Here is a 16,708-nt window from a genome sequence, read left to right on the forward strand (position 1 = left end):
AAACCCGATGACCAGTCCGATTTCCACGCGCCGCGACGGCGATGTCCTGATCGTGGTGTCCGACAATCCGCCGGTCAACGCATTGGGCCACGCGGTGCGTGCCGGCCTCGATGCCGCGATCGCCGAAGCTGCGGGCGACGATGCAATAAAGGCCGTCGTGATCCGCTGCGACGGGCGCACTTTCTTCGCGGGCGCCGATATCACCGAATTCGGCAAACCGTTCGTCCCGCCGGGCCTTGGCGAGGTATGCGACGCCATCGAGGCGAGCCCCAAGCCGGTCGTCGCGGCGATCCACGGCACCGCCCTCGGCGGGGGGTGCGAAGTCGCGCTGGCCTGTCACTACCGTGTGGCCGTGCCGAGCGCAAAGATCGGCCTGCCTGAAGTCAAGCTGGGCCTGATTCCCGGGGCTGCCGGCACCCAGCGCCTTCCGCGGATCGTCGGCGCTGAGGCCGCGCTGCCGATCGTGGTCGGCGGCGATCCCATCTCGGCGAAAAAGGCGCAGGCGATCGGCCTCGTCGACGCGCTCATCAGCGAAGACAACCTCGAAGCGGATGCGATCGCCTTTGCCCGCAGCAAGATCGGCCAGCCGGTGCCAAGGTCGAGCGAAGGCAAGGCCAACCAGGACGGCGTGAAGAACCCTGCCATCTTCGACGATTTCCGCCGCACCCAGGCGCGCAAGATCCGCGGATTCGATGCACCCAACGCGGGGATCGAGGCGGTCAAGGCCGCAGGCGAGCTGCCTTATGCAGATGGCGTGAAGCGCGAACGTGAGCTGTTCATGAAGCTCATGACCGGCACGCAGAGCGCGGCCATGCGCCACTACTTCTTCGCCGAGCGCGCCGCCAACAAGATCGACGACGTTCCCGCCGACACGCCGTTGATCCCGATCCGAAAGGTCGGCGTGATCGGCGCCGGCACGATGGGCGGCGGCATCGCGATGAACTTCCTGTCCGCGGGTATCCCGGTCACCATCCTCGAGATGCAGCAGGACGCGCTAGAGCGTGGCACCGGCACGATCCGCAAGAATTACGAGAACACCGCCAAGCGCGGTCGCATGACCGCCGAGCAGGTGGAAGGCGCGATGGGCCTGCTCACCTCTACCCTCGACTACGGCGACCTTGCCGACTGCGACCTGGTGATCGAGGCCGTTTACGAGAATATGGACGTCAAGAAGCAGGTCTTCGCCAAGCTCGACGACGTGGTGAAGCAGGGGGCAATCCTCGCCTCCAACACCAGCTATCTCGATGTCGACGAGATCGCGACCGCGACCAAGCGCCCGGGCTATGTCCTCGGTCTGCACTTCTTTTCGCCCGCGAACGTGATGAAGCTGCTGGAAATCGTGCGCGGAAAGGAAACCCGCGGCGATGTGCTGATGACCGCAATGAAGCTCGCCAAGACGATCGGCAAGGTCGCGGTCGTTGCCGGTGTGTGCGACGGCTTCATCGGCAACCGCATGCTCAGCCCGCGCCAGCAACAGGCCAACGCGCTGATCATGGAAGGCGCGAACTACTGGGACGTCGACGACGTGCTGCTCGAATTCGGCTTCCCGATGGGCCCGTTCCAGATGAGCGACCTCGCCGGTGTGGACATCGGCTGGCACCGTGACCCCAACCGGATCGAAACCATGCGCGACGCGCTGTGCGCGAAGGGTCGTTGGGGGCAGAAGGTCGGCAAGGGCTTCTACGACTACGACGAGGCGCGCACCCGCACCCCGTCGGACGAGACGAAGGCGATCATCGCCGATTGGGCCGCCAAGACCGGCAAGCCGCAGCGCGAAATCTCCAAAGACGAAATCCGCGAGCGGCTGCTGTATCCCATGGTCGATGAGGGGGCGAAGATCCTCGACGAGAAGATGGCCCAGCGCGCCAGCGACATCGATGTGGTGTGGATCAACGGCTATGGCTGGCCGCTCTACACCGGCGGCCCGATGCACTGGGCCGAGGACGTCGGTCTTGCGAACGTGGTCGCCGGGCTTGAAAAACATGGCCTGCCGGTGAGCGATTACCTTCGCGCGAAAGCGACCGGGGGTGGCAAGTTCGACTGACGTGATCGCCGACACGACCCCGGTCATCGTCGGCGTAGCGCAGGTCGTCGAGCGGATCGGGGAGCCGAACTACCGCGCGCTCAACGCGGCCGAACTCGCCGCGTGGGCGGCGGAGAAAGCACTCGCGGACGCGGGTGCCCGGGTCGACCTGCGCCCGATGGTCGAGATCGTCAGCGCGATCCGGACATTCGAGGACTCGGGTGCCGCGCCCTCCCCGTTCGGCAAGCCCGACAAGTTCCCGCTCGCGGTCGCCCGGCGGGTCGGCCTGACACCGCGCCACGCAATCCTGGAGGCGGTGGGCGGACAATCGCCTGTCACCGCACTTGTCGAGATGGCGGAACGGATCGCGCGCGGCAAAACACCCGCTGGAATGGTGTTCGGGGCCGAGGCGATCTCGACCGCTCGCCATCTCGCAAGCCAAGGCGAGGCGCCCGATTGGCACGAGGCCGACGACGGCGATATCGAAGATCGCGGCTCGGCGCGAATGCTGACGAAACACGGCATCGCTCACGGGATCGTCAGCGCGCCGATCGCCTATGCCTTGCAGGAGAATGCGCGCCGCGCACGGCTCAGGATGAGCCGCGAGGATTACCGCCTCGCGATGGGCGAACTCTTTGCGCCCTTCAACGCGGTTGCTGCGGCAAATCCGAACGCGTGCGCGGTCGGCGAACCTCTGTCCGCACACGACATCGCCACCGTCACGTCCCGAAACCGGATCATCGCCGATCCCTTCCCGCTCAAGGTGGTCTCGCGCGATCAGGTCAACATGGGCGCAGCGCTCCTGATAATGTCGACCGCCGCTGCGCGCGAAGCAGGGGTGGACGAAGCCAAGTGGATCTACATTCGCGGCGCGGCTACCGCGGCCGAGCCGGATATCCTCGAGCGTGCCGATCCCGGTGCCTATCGAGCGGCTGAATCAACTCTCGATGCCGCCCTTGCGGCAGCGGGGAAGTCGATCGCGGATATCGATCTGCTCGACTTCTACTCCTGCTTCCCGATCGCTGTGTTCTCGACCGCGATCGATCACTTTGGACTGTCGCCGGATGACCCGCGCGGGCTTACGGTGACCGGCGGACTGCCGTATTTTGGCGGTGCGGGAAACGGCTACTCTTCCCATGCGATTGCGGAAATGGTTGGTCGGCTGCGCCAGCAGCACCGCGCATTCGGTCTCGTCGGAGCCAATGGCGGCTTTCAATCGAAGTACGCGGCGCTCGTGCTGTCGGACTCGCCAGCCGCGTTTCCGGGATGGAGCAGCGCGTTTCGCCCCGATGACGGCGCGCCGGACGTGGCCGGGCTCGTCGAGGGATCGGGCACGATCGAGACCTACACGGTGGTCTACGCTAAGGATCGTCCGCACTACGCCATCGTAATCGGCCGTCTGCCGGACGGACACCGATTCATCGCCCGCGCGGACGATGCGGAGACGGTCGGCGCCTTGGTGGCTGACGATCCGCTCGGTCGCTCGGTCGCCCTCACCAATGACGGCACGGTCAACCGCTTCACGCTGGCCGGGGATGTGCCTCCAGCCAGTTAGCAAGATCGGCGATCACTGCGTCCTTCTCCGGCTCGTTGTAGATCTCGTGGAACAGGCCGGGATAGGTGATCACCGTCTTATCCGTCGCGCCGATCGCAGCAAGTATGTCGCGATTGCCCTCCAGCGGGACGAGGCTGTCGGCTTCGCCATGCTGGATCAGTACCGACACCTGCATGGTAGGCGCGGCGACGCGGTAGCGAGCGACCACCGACAGCATCTCGTACGCCGTTCGCGCGGGAACCTTGCCGACCGTCACGAGCGGATCCGCGATGTAGGCCTCGACCACCGCCGGATCGCGGCTGACCGCTTCAGGCGGCAGGGCGATCATTCCTGCCGACGGCGCGATGGCTGACAGGATCGACAGCGGGACGCGCTGGACGGCGGGAAGTTCGCCGCCGATCAGAGGTCCCGAGAGGATCAAGCCAGACAGGTCGTCCGGCCAGCGCAGCGCATAACCGAACGCGACGTTGCCGCCCATCGAATGACCGAGCAGCTTGACCTGCACGCCCCCATGGCGGGCACGCACTTCGCCAGCGAAGGCGCGGAAATCCTCGATCACCAAGTCCATCCGGTCGACCAGCGCGCGCTTCCCGCCAGAGCGTCCGTGCCCCCGGTGGTCAACCGCGTAGAGCGCGTAGCCGAGCGGGACCAACCGCTCGACCAGGTTGCCGTAGCGACCGCCGTGCTCGGCGTAACCGTGCGCGATCGCGATCACGTCGCGCGGCTCGCCATCGGGCAGCCAGCCCTGCGCTTGCAGTGTGACCCCGCCGTGCCCGGTGAGCGACCACTCGACGTGCTTCATGTGACCGCCGCCCGCACCTTGAACTCCGGCCGGTTCCACGCGCGCTCGTCCATCACCGCGCCGATCGCCGCGACCGCCCCGGCGACGTCGCCGAATGAGGTATAAAGCGGGGTGAATCCGAACCGCAGCACGTCGGGTGCGCGGAAGTCGCCGACCACGCCGCGCGCGATCAGCGCCTGCACGATCGCGTAAGCCTCCGGATGGGCATAGGAGATCTGGCTCCCGCGTTCTTCGGGATCAACGGGACTGACGAGCCGAAAGCCGTGTTTCGCGCAGTGCGGTCCCATCGCCTCGGCAAACATCATGCCCAGCGCCACCGACTTTTCGCGCAGCAGCGCCATGTCGGCTTCGAGCATCAGGTCGACGCCGACCTCCAGCGCCGCGAGGCCCAGGATCGGCGGCGTGCCTACGAGGAAACGCGAAACGCCCTCGGCGGGCTCGTAGGCGTCCTCGAACGCGAACGGCGCCCTATGCCCGAACCAGCCCGACAGCGCAGGCTGCGCCTTCGCCTGGTGGCGTTTGGCGACGTAGATGTATCCGGGAGCGCCCGGCCCGCCGTTCAGATACTTGTATCCGCAGCCAACCGCGAAATCGGCGTTGGCGGCGGTGAGGTCGACCGGGATCGCCCCGGTGCTGTGGCTGAGGTCCCAGATCATCGCTGCACCGCTCGCCTGCACCGCTGCGGTTACCTCCGCCATGTCGCGCACCTTACCCGTGCGATAATGGACCTGTGTCAGTAGAACAGCGGCTGTATCAGGGCCGATCGAGCGATTGATTGCGTCTGGTTCGACCAGTTGCGCTGTGACCTGACGGCCGGTCAGCGCCTCGATCCCCTGCATCATGTAGACATCGGTCGGGAAGTTGCCGCGTTCCGAGAGGATCGTGGAGCGACCGGGCTTTATCGAAAGCGCCGCACACAACGCCTTGAAAACGTTCACCGAAGTCGAATCGCAGGCAACGACTTCGCCTTCACCCGCGCCGATCAGTCGCCCGATCTTGTCGCCGACCCGCTGCGGCGCGTCGACCCAGCCAGCGGAATTCCACGAGCCGATAAGCCCTTGGCCCCATTCGCTTTTTACCACTTGGGAAATCCGCTCGATCGTCACGCGCGGCAGGCACCCGAGCGAGTTTCCGTCGAGGTAGATTACTCCTTCAGGAAGAGCGAATCGCTCGCGAAATTGCCGCAGCGGATCGGCGACATCGAGCGCGGCGGCGTCCATCAGTAGAGCTTCACCTCGATCAGCCGCGGACCCGCTTCGCGATTGGCGTTAAGCAGCGCCTTGGCCAGACCTTCGGCGGTATCCACCTGCACGCCGGGAACGCCCATCGATTTCGCCATCGCGATCCAGTCGATCGTCGGTCGGTCGATGTCGATCATCGTCAGCGCCCGCTCGCTCGGCTTGCCGCCCGCGCCCATGTTCGAATATTCTGCCTTGAGGATGTTGTAGGTGTTGTTGGCGAACACCACCGTCGTCACCGGAAGCTGCTCGCGCGACTGCGTCCACAGAGCCTGGATCGTGTACATCGCACTGCCGTCACCCACGAGGCAGATCGTCCGCCGGTCGGGACACGCAAGCGCCGCACCGGTCGCCACCGGCGGCGAATAGCCGATCGAGCCGCCCAGGTTGTTGATCATGTCGTGCGGCCGCGCGCCGAGCGTGTAGCTCATCGACTCGCGCCCGCTCGTAAGGCTCTCGTCGACGACGATCGCATTCTCGGGAATGCCCGCGCAGAGCGCATATGCGATCGAGATCGGGTCGAGCTTGCCCTGTGGCATGACGGTCTCGGCGGACGGCTGGTACGCCGCCTGCGCGTTGCCGAGGCCCAGTTCGTCGATCAGCATCTCGAGCGCGAGGGTCGAGTCTTCGTCGGGCTCGGACAGGATGTGCACCTGCGTGCCCGGTTCCTTAAGCAGGCTCGGCAGACCGGGATAGCTGAAGAACGCGACCGGCTCCTTTGTTTCGAGAAGCACGAGGTGCTTCGTGCCTTGCAGGAACTTCATCGCGGGAGCCACCGAATAGGGGATGCGCTCGAGCGGCACCCGCCCCGCCCCGCGCTCGATCCGCGTGGTAAAGAACTGGCTGGCCAGACGACATTGCGTCCCCGCCGAAACTTTACCGGCCAGTTCCATCGGCTCGACCCGGCACGCCTTGTTGGCGAGGATCAGCATCGTCGGCTCGCCCGAGCGCAGGACCTTGGCGACCTCGGCGATGCGCTGCGGATCGGGCGCCTTGCGAGGACTGGCGACAGGCGGAGTGGCGATCGGCGCACCGGCGTCCTGCCATGCGGTGTCGCCGGGGAGGATCAGGGTCGCGATCCGCCCCGGATGCTCGTTCGCCTTGGCGATGGCGGCGGCGGCGTCCCACGCGATCGTCGTGGCGCTGCCGGCGGTCCGCACCCAATGACTGAGCGGCCGCGCGAGCCCTTCGATGTCGGACGTCAGCGGCGCATCGTACTTCAGGTGCTTGGCCGCGTGCTCGCCGACCACGTTGACCATCCCGCTCGATGCGCGGCGCGCGTTGTGGATATTCGCAAGACCGTTGGCGAGGCCGGGGCCGAGGTGCAGCAAGGTCGCCGCCGGCTTGTCGGCCATGCGATAATATCCGTCCGCCGCACCGGTGCACACGCCTTCGAATAGGCACAGGACCCCGCGCATCCGCGGATCGCCGAGCGCGGCGAGAAAATGCATCTCCGAAGTACCGGGATTGGCGAAGCACACGTCGACACCGTTGTCGACCAGCGTGGAAACAAGGCTCTGCGCGCCGTTCATGGAAATCGTTCGGGTCCTCTTATGCATCCGTCTCTTGCTGCGAGCGGTAGCGACCCGGAGCCACTATGCGAAGGGGTAACGCAGCGCGCCGGCGGTTAACGGCAAGTTTTCCGAGAGCCCGTTCGGCAGGCCGAGTTCAGCCTGCGTCGCTGTGACCGATCTCGTCGACCGTGTTGAACTCGGTCGCGGAGCTCTGCGGCGGCGGGGTTGCGCCACGCTCAAGTCGCACAACCGCGCCACGTGCAATGGGGGACAATCCGGAAAGGTCACTGGCGAACAGCGCCGCCTTCATGCGCGGCTCCCAGAACGCAGCGATGTGATCCGCCGTCGCCGCCACCGCACGATCGTGACCGCGGGATTCCATGTTCCGAGCAATCTGGTCGATCATGTAATGCAGGCGCGCGATATCCATCGCTACTCCGCCGCCTCGGCTTGGCTTTCGATCCGCCGCGACCGGGCGGTGCGTTCGGCATAGTCTTCCTGCCAGTCGGTCGGGCCGTTCGAGGGCGAGACCTGCACAGCGGTGACCTTGTACTCGGGACAATTCGTAGCCCAGTCGGAGAACTCGGTCGTCACGACATTGGCTTGCGTCTGGGGGTGGTGGAAGGTGGTGTAGACGACGCCCGGGGCGACCCGTTCGGTCACGAGAACGCGCAGGGTCGTCTCGCCGGTTCGGCTCGCCAACCGCGCCCAGTCGCCCGACTTCATGCCCCTGTTCTCGGCGTCCGTAGGGTGCATCTCGAGAAGGTCCTCGGGATGCCATGCGACGTTTTTCGTCCGGCGGGTCTGCGCGCCCACGTTGTAGTGCGAGAGGATGCGCCCCGTTGTGAGCAGCAGCGGGAAGCGCGGCCCGGTGCGCTCGTCGGTAGGGACGTAGTCGGTGACGACGAACTTGCCCTTCCCGCTTGCGAACCCGTCGACGTGCATGACCGGCGCGCCGTCGGGGAACTGCTCGTTGACCGGCCACTGGAGCGATCCGACCTCGTCGAGCCGAGCGAAAGACACGCCCGCGAAGCTCGGGGTCAGCCGCGCGACCTCGTCCAAGATCTCGCTAGCGTGGGTGTAGGACCAGTCGAGCCCGAGCGCGTTTGCCAGCGCCTGCGTGACCTCCCAATCCTCCATTCCGTTCGCCGGTTCCATCACCTTGCGCACCGGCTGGATGCGCCGCTCGGCATTGGTGAACGTGCCGTTCTTCTCGAGGAAGGTGCTGCCCGGCAGGAACACGTGCGCGTAGTTCGCGGTCTCGTTGAGGAACAGGTCGTGGACGATCACGCAATCCAACGCTGCAAGCCCCGCAGCGACGTGGGCGGTGTTGGGATCGGACTGCAGGATGTCCTCTCCCTGGATATATATTGCGCGGAAGCTGCCATCTAGCGCGGCGTCGAGCATGTTCGGGATGCGCAGGCCCGGATCGGGGTCGAGCGCGACGCCCCAGTCAGCCTCGAAAAGCGCGCGGGTCTCACCGTCGGAGATATGTCGGTAGCCGGGCAGTTCGTGCGGGAAGCTGCCCATGTCGCACGCGCCCTGCACGTTGTTCTGTCCCCTGAGCGGGTTCACGCCGACGCCCGGACGACCGATGTTGCCGGTCGCCATCGCGAGGTTGGCGATCGCCATCACGGTCGAGGACCCCTGCGAGTGCTCGGTGACGCCGAGGCCATAGTAGATCGCGGCATTGCCTCCCGTCGCATACAGACGCGCGGCAGCACGCAGATCGCCGGCCGGGACTCGGGTTACTGCCTCGAGCGCTTCGGGTGAGTGGCGCTCTTCGGCGACGAACGCCGCCCAGTCCTGATACTCGTCCCAGTCGCAGCGTTCGCGGATAAAGGCGTCGTCCGCCAAGCCCTCGGTCACGACGACGTGCGCCATCGCGGTCAGCACTGCAACGTTGGTGCCGGGCTGCAGCGGCAGGTGGTACGCGGCCTCGACGTGCGGCGAGCGAACGAGGTCGATCCGCCGCGGGTCGATCACGATCAGCTTCGCACCCTGCCGCAACCGCCGCTTCATGCGGCTGGCGAAGACCGGGTGCGCATCGGTCGGATTGGCGCCGATCACGAGGATGACGTCGGCCTGCATCACACTGTCGAAGTCCTGCGTGCCAGCGCTGGTTCCGAAGGTCGCCTTGAGGCCGTAGCCGGTCGGCGAATGACAAACCCGTGCGCAGGTGTCGACGTTGTTGGTACCGAACCCCGCGCGGACCAGCTTCTGAACGAGGAACGTCTCTTCGTTGGTGCAGCGCGACGAGGTGATCCCGCCCAGCGCACGCGGCCCGCTCTCGGCCTTGATCCGGTCGAGCCGCTCGGCGGCGAAAGCCAGCGCCTCATCCCACGGGACTTCGCGCCACGGCTCTTCGATATTGTCGCGGATCATGGGCGACAGGATCCGGTCCTGGTGGTTGGCGTAGCCCCACGCGAAGCGCCCTTTGACGCAGGAATGCCCGCGGTTCGCCTTGCCGTCCTTCCACGGCACCATGCGGACGAGCTGATCGCCGCGCATCTCGGCGCGGAAGGTGCAGCCAACTCCGCAATAGGCGCAGGTCGTGACGACCGAACGCTCGGGCTTGCCGATTATCGTGATCGCCTTTTCCTGGAGTGTCGCCGTCGGGCAAGCCTGCACGCAGGCGCCGCAGCTGACGCACTCGGACGACAAGAAATCGTCGCCGCCCTGCCCGGCCGAGACCACCGAGGCGAAGCCGCGTCCGTCGATCGTCAGCGCGAATGTGCCCTGAACTTCGTCGCATGCGCGCACGCAGCGGCTGCAGACGATGCACTTGGACGGGTCGAAGTCGAAATACGGGTTGGATGTGTCCGCCCGCTGGTCGAGGTGATTCTCGCCCGCATAGCCGTAGCGCACGTCGCGCAAACCAACCGCCGCGGCCTGGTCCTGCAACTCGCAGTCATTGTTCGCGCTGCAGGTCAGGCAGTCGAGAGGGTGATCTGAGATGTAGAGCTCCATGACGCCCTTGCGCAGCTTCTGCAGGCGGGGGGTCTGGGTGCGGACTGCCATTCCGTTGGCGACGGGAGTGGTGCACGAAGCGGGTGTACCCCGCACTCCGTCGATCTCGACCAGGCACAGGCGGCACGATCCGAACGCCGCCATGTTGTCGGTCGCGCAGAGCTTGGGAATGGCGGCCCCGGCGATCGCTGCCGCACGCATCACGCTCGTCCCCGAAGGAACCGCTACCGAGCGGCCGTCGATGCTCAACGAGACTTGCGCATCGCTCTCCACCCCGGGGGTGCCGAAGTCCGGTTGCGGTTCATAGCCCATGTCGCGACTCCGCAGCGGCCAAGTCAGCCGGCGTGTTGATATTACCAGGATTGGCGGCAAGGTTCACCGGCCGAGCGCCGATCGCGTGTGCGAGGGCCAACATCGAGTGACGGCCGTTGCCTGCAAGGATCGCTTCGACCGCTCTCGCGGCAGTAGCGGGCCAGAGTCCGACGACCGGCTGGCCCGTGAGAAAGGCGGGAGCGGGATCGAGTATCCGGTCCAGATCCGGCGGCAGGCCGACCGAATCGACACCGCAAGTGAGAACGGCGTCGAAGCCGGCCGCCTCCGCATGGCGCAGCGAAGCCGCGATTCCGGCCAGCGGCCCCATATCGGGCGCTGGCCAATCCGGTATGGTATCCACGCTCGCCCCGTCTCGGCCCACCACCACGACCCGGTCGCAGGATCGCTGGAGCGCCTGGATCGCAAGTGCCAACAATGTCTGCCCACCGATCTCGGCCAGCGCCTTGTCGCTGCCGAAGCGGGTGGCACGTCCGCCAGCAAGGACCGCGCCCAGCATCATGCCGCATGGTCCGCTAGCGAATGCCGCAGCCGCGCGGCCCCGTCGCAGACAACCAGCATACTGTCGTCGCGCGCGAGCGCGATGAGCGTCATCCCGGCGCCGCGCGCCCGCTCCACCGCAAGGGTCGTCGGCGCAGAGATCGCGACCAGCATGGGGCACCCGACCCGGGCCGTCTTTTCGACCAGCTCATAGCTGCATCGCGCCGATACCAGCACGAAACCGCTCGCCGGATCGGTGCCCGCCCGCGCCAAAGCGCCGACCAGCTTGTCGAGAGCGTTGTGCCGCCCGACATCTTCGCGAGCAAGCACGATCGATCCGTCGGCTCGGCAGAATGCGGCAGCATGCATCGCACCGGTTCGACGGCCTTCGATCTGGAACGTCGTCAAGTCGCTCACTGCGCGCCGGACAGCCGAATGTTCAACCGCCAGGTCCGCTTCGACCGTCGGCAGTGGCCGAAGCACTTCCTCGATGCTGTCCAGACCGCAAAGCCCGCAGCTTCCTTCGGTCAGCCGCATCCGGACGCGCTCGAGCAGTGGCCCCGCGCGCTCTTGATCGAGCGTCAGCCGAACGAGGCACGCTGCCCCAGTCTCGTGAAATGACAGATCCAGAATGTCGCTGGGTTGCCCGATCATGCCCTCGGCAAGCGCGAACCCAGTTGCATAGTCCTCTAGGTCGGTCGGAGTTGCCATCATGACCGCGTAGGCGATGCCGTTGACCTCGAACGCGACTGGCATCTCGATCGCGAGCGGACGATCGAGCGCGCGCTCGCGTCCCATCGCATGGGAGACCTCTACGACCGGGAACGGGGCCGAGCCTTTCACGCGAAATCCTCTGGCCAGTGCCTGAGCGCACTCATCACCGGGTACGGCGTGAACCCGCCCAGCGCGCAGAGCGATCCAAACTTCATCGTCTCGCACAGGTCTTCGAGCAGGGCCACGTCGGCCTCGCGCGTGCGCCCGCCCTTCGATGCATTGTGCATTTGGGGAAGCGCCTCGACCGCGTCGGCCACGCGGCCATTTGCTCGGATGCGGTCGATCAGTTCGACCCCGCGTACCGCGCCGATTCGGCAGGGCGTGCACTTGCCGCAACTTTCCGCCGCGCAGAATTCCATCGCGAACCGGGCCAGTTTGCCCATGTCGGCGGTGTCGTCGAACACCACGATGCCGCCATGGCCGATGAGCGCGTCGGCGGCGGTATAGCTCTCGTAGTCGAACGCGAGGTCGAACTGGTCGGGGTGGAGATAGGCGCCAAGCGGGCCGCCGACCTGCACCGCCTTGACCGGACGGCCCGAGGTAGTTCCGCCGCCGATGTCATAGACGAGTTCGCGCAAGGTGACGCCGAATGCGGTTTCGAACAGCCCGCCATGCTTGATATTGCCGGCGAGTTGAATCGGCATCGTGCCTTTCGACCTGGCGAAGCCAAGCGCACCGTATTGCCTCGAGCCGCCTTCGGCGAGGATATGCGGAATGGCCGCCAGAGTGAGCACGTTGTTGACCACCGTCGGGCAACCGAACAGCCCTTCGATCGCCGGGAGCGGAGGCTTCGCACGCACCTCGCCGCGCTTGCCCTCAAGGCTATTGAGCAGCGAGGTTTCTTCGCCGCAGACATAGGCCCCCGCACCCACACGTACCTCGATCGCGAACGGGGCGACGATGTGCGCGCTTACCTTTATCGCGGCGCGCAGCTTGGCGATGGCATGCGGATACTCGCTGCGCACGTAGATGAACCCCTTCCGCGCATCCACCGCCAGACCTGCGATTGCCATGCCTTCGATGAGCGCGAACGGATCGCCCTCCATCAGTATGCGGTCGGCGAAGGTCCCGCTGTCGCCCTCGTCGGCATTGCACACGATGTACTTCGTTTCGCCGGGCGCATCGGCGACGGTTCGCCACTTGATGCCGGCGGGAAACCCTGCTCCGCCACGGCCGCGCAATCCCGAAGCGGTCACTTCCTCGACGATCTGACCCTTCGCCAAGTTTCGCGCACGGCGTAGCCCCACCCAGCCACCGGCCGACTCGTAATCGTCGAGGCCGAGCGGCCGCGTCCGGCCGGCGCGCGAAAACGTCAGCCGCTGCTGGCGGCGAAGAAACGGGTGGTCGGCGATTTTGCCAATCGACTTTCCGCAATTGCCGCGCACCACGTCCGCAACATCGGACGAAGTCACCGGTCCGAACCCTTCCCCCTCGACCTCGACCAAGGGTTCGAGCCAGTGCATGCCCCAGCTCGAAACACGCTCGACCGTCCAGCCGAGTGCCTCGAAAGCGCGGGCAACGTCGTCTGCACCGCACGCCAACGCCAGCGCGTCGTCGGAAATGCGAACCGTGGTCATGCCGACTGCACCAGTTCGACCAGCGCAGCCTCGTCCAGGCGGGCGTGCAAGCGATCGCCGACCCGCGCGTTCGGCCCGACGCTGCACAGGCCAAGGCAATATACCGTGGTGAGCCTGACGCGCTCCCCGGCGGCCACTTCCGCCGGGCCGATGATGCCTTCAATGCCCCGCGCCTGGCAGGCTTCCGCGCGGCATATCTGCACTTCCGGGCGGACATCGGATTCAGGCCGAAAGTCGTGATAGAAGCTGACTACGCCGTGGACTTCGGCACGGCTAAGATTGAGCGCGTGTGCGATCACTCGTTCCGCCTCGGCATCGACGCAACCGAACTCGGCCTGCACCGCGTGAAGGATCGGCAGCAGCGGACCCTCAAGGTCCGCCTGCTCGGTGCAGATCTGTCCTATCCGCTCTCCCTTGGTCATGATGCAGGCGGTACTCCTGCACGGTCCCAAAGCGCAACTGGCTGAGGGATCGGAATGGCGATCCCTGCCAATTCAGGCCTGCATTCGCTCGGCATGCCACGCGACATGCTCGGCCAAGAAGGTCGAGATGAAGTAGTAGGAATGATCGTAGCCGTCCTGCATGCGGATCGTCGCGGGGATGCCAGCAACCTTGCAAGCGTCGACCAGCAACGACGTCTTGAGCTGTTCCTCGAGGAAATTGTCCGCCGTGCCCTGGTCGACCAGCAATTCGGGCACGCGGGCGCCGTCCTCGATCAGCGCGCAGGCGTCGTACTCGCGCCATGAGGTCCGGTCCGCGCCGAGATATCCGCCCAGCGCCTTCTCTCCCCAAGGGCAATGGAGCGGGCTGACGATCGGCGCGAAGGCGCTGACCGAACGGAACCGATCCGCGTTGCGCAACGCGATAGTGAGCGCCCCGTGGCCGCCCATCGAATGGCCCGTGATCCCCTGGCGCGTCATCTCGACCGTAGGGAATTGCGCCGCAATCAACGCGGGCAGTTCGTCCTCAATGTAGCTGCGCATGCGGAAGTTGGAGGCCCACGGCGCTTCCGTAGCGTCGACGTAGAAGCCAGCGCCTTTGCCGAAGTCATACCCCTCATCATCGGGCACACCATCGCCGCGCGGCGAGGTGTCGGGCGCGATGAAGATCACCCCATGCTCCGCACAGGCCGCGCGATATTCGCCTTTCTCGGTCACGTTCGCGTGGGTGCACGTGAGTCCTGACAGGTACCAGAGCACCGGCAGCTTCGCTCCCTTGTCGTGGTCGGGGACAAAGACAGAGAACGTCATAGGCGTACCGGTCGCATCGCTCTGGTGGCTGTAAACGCCCTGCGTGCCGCCGTGACTGCGATTGGTGGAGACCGTCTCCATGCCGGTCAGAACACCACGACGCTGCGGATCGACTTGCCTTCGTGCATGAGGTCGAAGGCGGTGTTGATCTCTTCGAGGCCCATGACGTGGGTGATCATGGGATCGATCTCGATCTTGCCGGTCATGTACATGTCGACGATCCCCGGCACGTCGGTGCGGCCCTTGGCGCCGCCGAAGGCGGTGCCGCGCCAGTTGCGGCCCGTCACCAGTTGGAACGGGCGCGTCGCGATCTCCTTGCCTGCTTCAGCCACGCCGATGATGATCGAGGTGCCCCAGCCGCGGTGACAAGCCTCGAGCGCGGTGCGCATGACCTCGGTGTTGCCGGTCGCGTCGAAGGTATAGTCGGCGCCGCCGTCGGTCATCTCCACGATCTTCGCGACCACCTCTTCGCGGCTCATGCCCTTCGAGTTCAGGAATTCGGTCATTCCGAACTTGCGGCCCCATTCCTCGCGATCCGGATTGATGTCGACGCCGACGATCCGGTTCGCACCGGCCAGCCGTGCTCCCTGGATGACGTTGAGGCCAATCCCGCCGAGCCCGAACACGACGACGTTGTCGCCGACCTGCACCTTGGCGGTGTTGATCACCGCGCCGACGCCCGTCGTCACCCCGCAGCCGATATAGCAGGCCGACTGGAACGGCGCGTCCTCGCGAATCCTGGCGACCGCGATCTCGGGAAGCACGGTGAAGTTCGAGAAGGTCGAGCAGCCCATGTAATGGAAGATCGGCTGGCCCTTATAGCTGAAGCGCGTCGTTCCATCGGGCATGAGGCCCTTGCCCTGCGTCGCCCGGATCGCGGTGCAGAGGTTGGTTTTGCCGCTGAGGCAGCTTTTGCACTGGCGGCATTCGGGGGTGTAAAGCGGAATCACATGGTCGCCCGGCTTGACCGACGTGACCCCCGGACCGACCTCGCGCACCACACCCGCGCCCTCGTGGCCCAGGACGCTCGGAAAGATCCCCTCGCTGTCGAACCCGTCGAGCGTGTAGGCATCGGTATGGCAGATGCCCGTCGCCATGATTTCGACCAGCACTTCGCCGTCCCTCGGGCCCTCGAGGTCGAGCTCGACGATTTCGAGCGGCTTCTTCGCTTGGAACGCAACGGCGGCACGGGTCTTCATTGAGCAAACTCCTTTGACATCCCCCTAGTTTCATTGCGCGTGAGGAAAAATCCTGCGAATGGCAAAACACTATTGCCAGTCAGGAATAATCCATGAGCCAATGGGACGGACTCGATGAAATCGTCGCGGTCGCCGAAGCCGGCAGTTTCGTGGCCGCCGCACGCCGACTAAACGTATCGGTCAGCCATGTCAGTCGCCGGGTCGCAGCGTGCGAGGAACGGCTGCAGACACAGGTCTTCGCGCGTACGACCCGATCGGTCAGACTGACCGACACCGGGCGTCTGCTGGTCGAGCAGTTCCAACGACTGATCGCGGAGCGCGAAGAGGCTTTCGCGATGGTCGAGGCGAGCGGAGAGCCGCAGGGCGGGCTGCGGATAACCTGCTCGATTTCTCTCGGCGAAAGGTTCGTCGCCCCGATCGTTCGTGCCTATGCGCAGGAATACCCCCGTCTTGCCATCGATCTCGACCTCACGAACCGGGTCGTCGACCTGGTGTCCGAAGGCTATGACCTCGCCATTCGCACCGGCGCATTAGGCGACACGCGACTGCTTCGGCGCCAAGTTTCGACGCGGCAGGTCGATTTATGCGCATCGCCTGCCTATCTCGCGCGCCGCGGAACGCCGCGATCGCCCAACGATCTCGCCGCGCACGACTGCCTCGTCGGTTCGAACCGCCAATGGCATTTCGTGAACGATGGCGAGGCAATCGCCTGGCGTCCGAATGCGCGCTGGCAATGCAACAGCGGGGCCGCCGTGGCCGACGCTGCTATTGCCGGGATGGGCATCTGCCACCTCCCCTCGTTCTACCTGCGCGAGGCGATTGCCTCAGGGGCACTTGTTCCGCTGCTCGAGCCGTTCCGGGCGCCCGACGAAACCGTGTGGGCGGTTTACCCGCAGCGCCGCCACCTGTTGCCCAAGGTGCGCCGACTGGTCGACCAACTGATCGCCGGAATGGGCCCTGCGATCTGAGGAAACCCGGTGTAGAAGTCGACCAAAG

At 65.7% G+C, this 16,708-nt stretch carries 14 protein-coding genes; 3 read left to right on the top strand and 11 right to left on the bottom strand.

Translation table 11 applies throughout. From position 1 onward, the window contains the following. The first annotated feature begins 7 nt into the window (after nt 1-7). Both ACWPMX_RS07275 and ACWPMX_RS07280 read left to right on the top strand, forming a co-directional pair. On the top strand, nt 8-2,044 hold the full coding sequence (locus ACWPMX_RS07275) for a 3-hydroxyacyl-CoA dehydrogenase NAD-binding domain-containing protein (RefSeq protein WP_455699369.1): 2,037 nt from the start codon (nt 8-10) through the stop codon (nt 2,042-2,044). Beyond that, entirely contained in the window at nt 2,028-3,578 is a 1,551-nt protein-coding gene (locus tag ACWPMX_RS07280) for an acetyl-CoA acetyltransferase (protein ID WP_455699370.1), read from the top strand. Before ACWPMX_RS07275 ends, ACWPMX_RS07280 begins: the two co-directional genes overlap by 17 nt. On the opposite strand, the gene ACWPMX_RS07285 is transcribed toward ACWPMX_RS07280, so the two are convergent. From ACWPMX_RS07285 to ACWPMX_RS07335, 11 genes are all read right to left on the bottom strand, one after another. Next, on the bottom strand, nt 3,544-4,380 hold the full coding sequence (locus ACWPMX_RS07285; RefSeq protein WP_455699371.1) for an alpha/beta hydrolase: 837 nt from the start codon (nt 4,378-4,380) through the stop codon (nt 3,544-3,546). The genes ACWPMX_RS07280 and ACWPMX_RS07285 overlap by 35 nt on opposite strands. After that, a complete protein-coding gene (gene kynU / locus ACWPMX_RS07290; protein WP_455699372.1) occupies nt 4,377-5,600 on the bottom strand; it encodes a kynureninase in 1,224 nt (407 codons plus the stop codon). Before kynU ends, ACWPMX_RS07285 begins: the two co-directional genes overlap by 4 nt. Beyond that, nucleotides 5,600-7,177 carry an acetolactate synthase large subunit gene (locus tag ACWPMX_RS07295; RefSeq protein WP_455699373.1) on the bottom strand — a complete coding sequence of 526 codons (1,578 nt, stop codon included), beginning with the start codon at nt 7,175-7,177 and terminating at the stop codon, nt 5,600-5,602. Before ACWPMX_RS07295 ends, kynU begins: the two co-directional genes overlap by 1 nt. Before the next feature lie 109 nt (nt 7,178-7,286). Beyond that, nucleotides 7,287-7,562, bottom strand: coding sequence for a formate dehydrogenase subunit delta (locus ACWPMX_RS07300; RefSeq protein WP_455699374.1), 276 nt, complete (start codon nt 7,560-7,562; stop codon nt 7,287-7,289). A gap of 2 nt (nt 7,563-7,564) precedes the next feature. Next, the gene (gene fdhF, locus ACWPMX_RS07305; RefSeq protein ID WP_455699375.1) at nt 7,565-10,414 is read right to left on the bottom strand and encodes a formate dehydrogenase subunit alpha; all 2,850 of its coding nucleotides are present in this window, start codon (nt 10,412-10,414) and stop codon (nt 7,565-7,567) included. Beyond that, the gene (mobA, locus tag ACWPMX_RS07310) at nt 10,404-10,934 is read right to left on the bottom strand and encodes a molybdenum cofactor guanylyltransferase (RefSeq protein ID WP_455699376.1); all 531 of its coding nucleotides are present in this window, start codon (nt 10,932-10,934) and stop codon (nt 10,404-10,406) included. Before mobA ends, fdhF begins: the two co-directional genes overlap by 11 nt. Next, complete coding sequence (gene fdhD, locus ACWPMX_RS07315) at nt 10,931-11,755, bottom strand: formate dehydrogenase accessory sulfurtransferase FdhD (protein WP_455699377.1); 825 nt, start codon at nt 11,753-11,755, stop codon at nt 10,931-10,933. Before fdhD ends, mobA begins: the two co-directional genes overlap by 4 nt. Beyond that, nucleotides 11,752-13,263, bottom strand: a complete 1,512-nt coding sequence (locus ACWPMX_RS07320) for an NADH-ubiquinone oxidoreductase-F iron-sulfur binding region domain-containing protein (protein ID WP_455699378.1) — start codon at nt 13,261-13,263, stop codon at nt 11,752-11,754. Before ACWPMX_RS07320 ends, fdhD begins: the two co-directional genes overlap by 4 nt. Next, nucleotides 13,260-13,685 (bottom strand): NAD(P)H-dependent oxidoreductase subunit E, encoded by a 426-nt coding sequence (locus ACWPMX_RS07325; RefSeq protein WP_455699379.1) that lies wholly within the window; start codon nt 13,683-13,685, stop codon nt 13,260-13,262. Before ACWPMX_RS07325 ends, ACWPMX_RS07320 begins: the two co-directional genes overlap by 4 nt. 72 nt (nt 13,686-13,757) lie before the next feature. Then, nucleotides 13,758-14,594, bottom strand: a complete 837-nt coding sequence (fghA, locus tag ACWPMX_RS07330) for an S-formylglutathione hydrolase (protein ID WP_455699380.1) — start codon at nt 14,592-14,594, stop codon at nt 13,758-13,760. 5 nt (nt 14,595-14,599) lie between these two features. Further along, nucleotides 14,600-15,712 (bottom strand): S-(hydroxymethyl)glutathione dehydrogenase/class III alcohol dehydrogenase, encoded by a 1,113-nt coding sequence (locus tag ACWPMX_RS07335; RefSeq protein ID WP_455699381.1) that lies wholly within the window; start codon nt 15,710-15,712, stop codon nt 14,600-14,602. Nucleotides 15,713-15,804: 92 nt separating this feature from the next. Here ACWPMX_RS07335 and ACWPMX_RS07340 point away from each other — a divergent pair, with 92 nt between their 5' ends. Then, on the top strand, nt 15,805-16,680 hold the full coding sequence (locus ACWPMX_RS07340; protein ID WP_455699382.1) for a LysR family transcriptional regulator: 876 nt from the start codon (nt 15,805-15,807) through the stop codon (nt 16,678-16,680). The last annotated feature ends 28 nt before the right edge of the window (nt 16,681-16,708 follow it).

The organism is Tsuneonella sp. HG094, assembly GCF_053819285.1.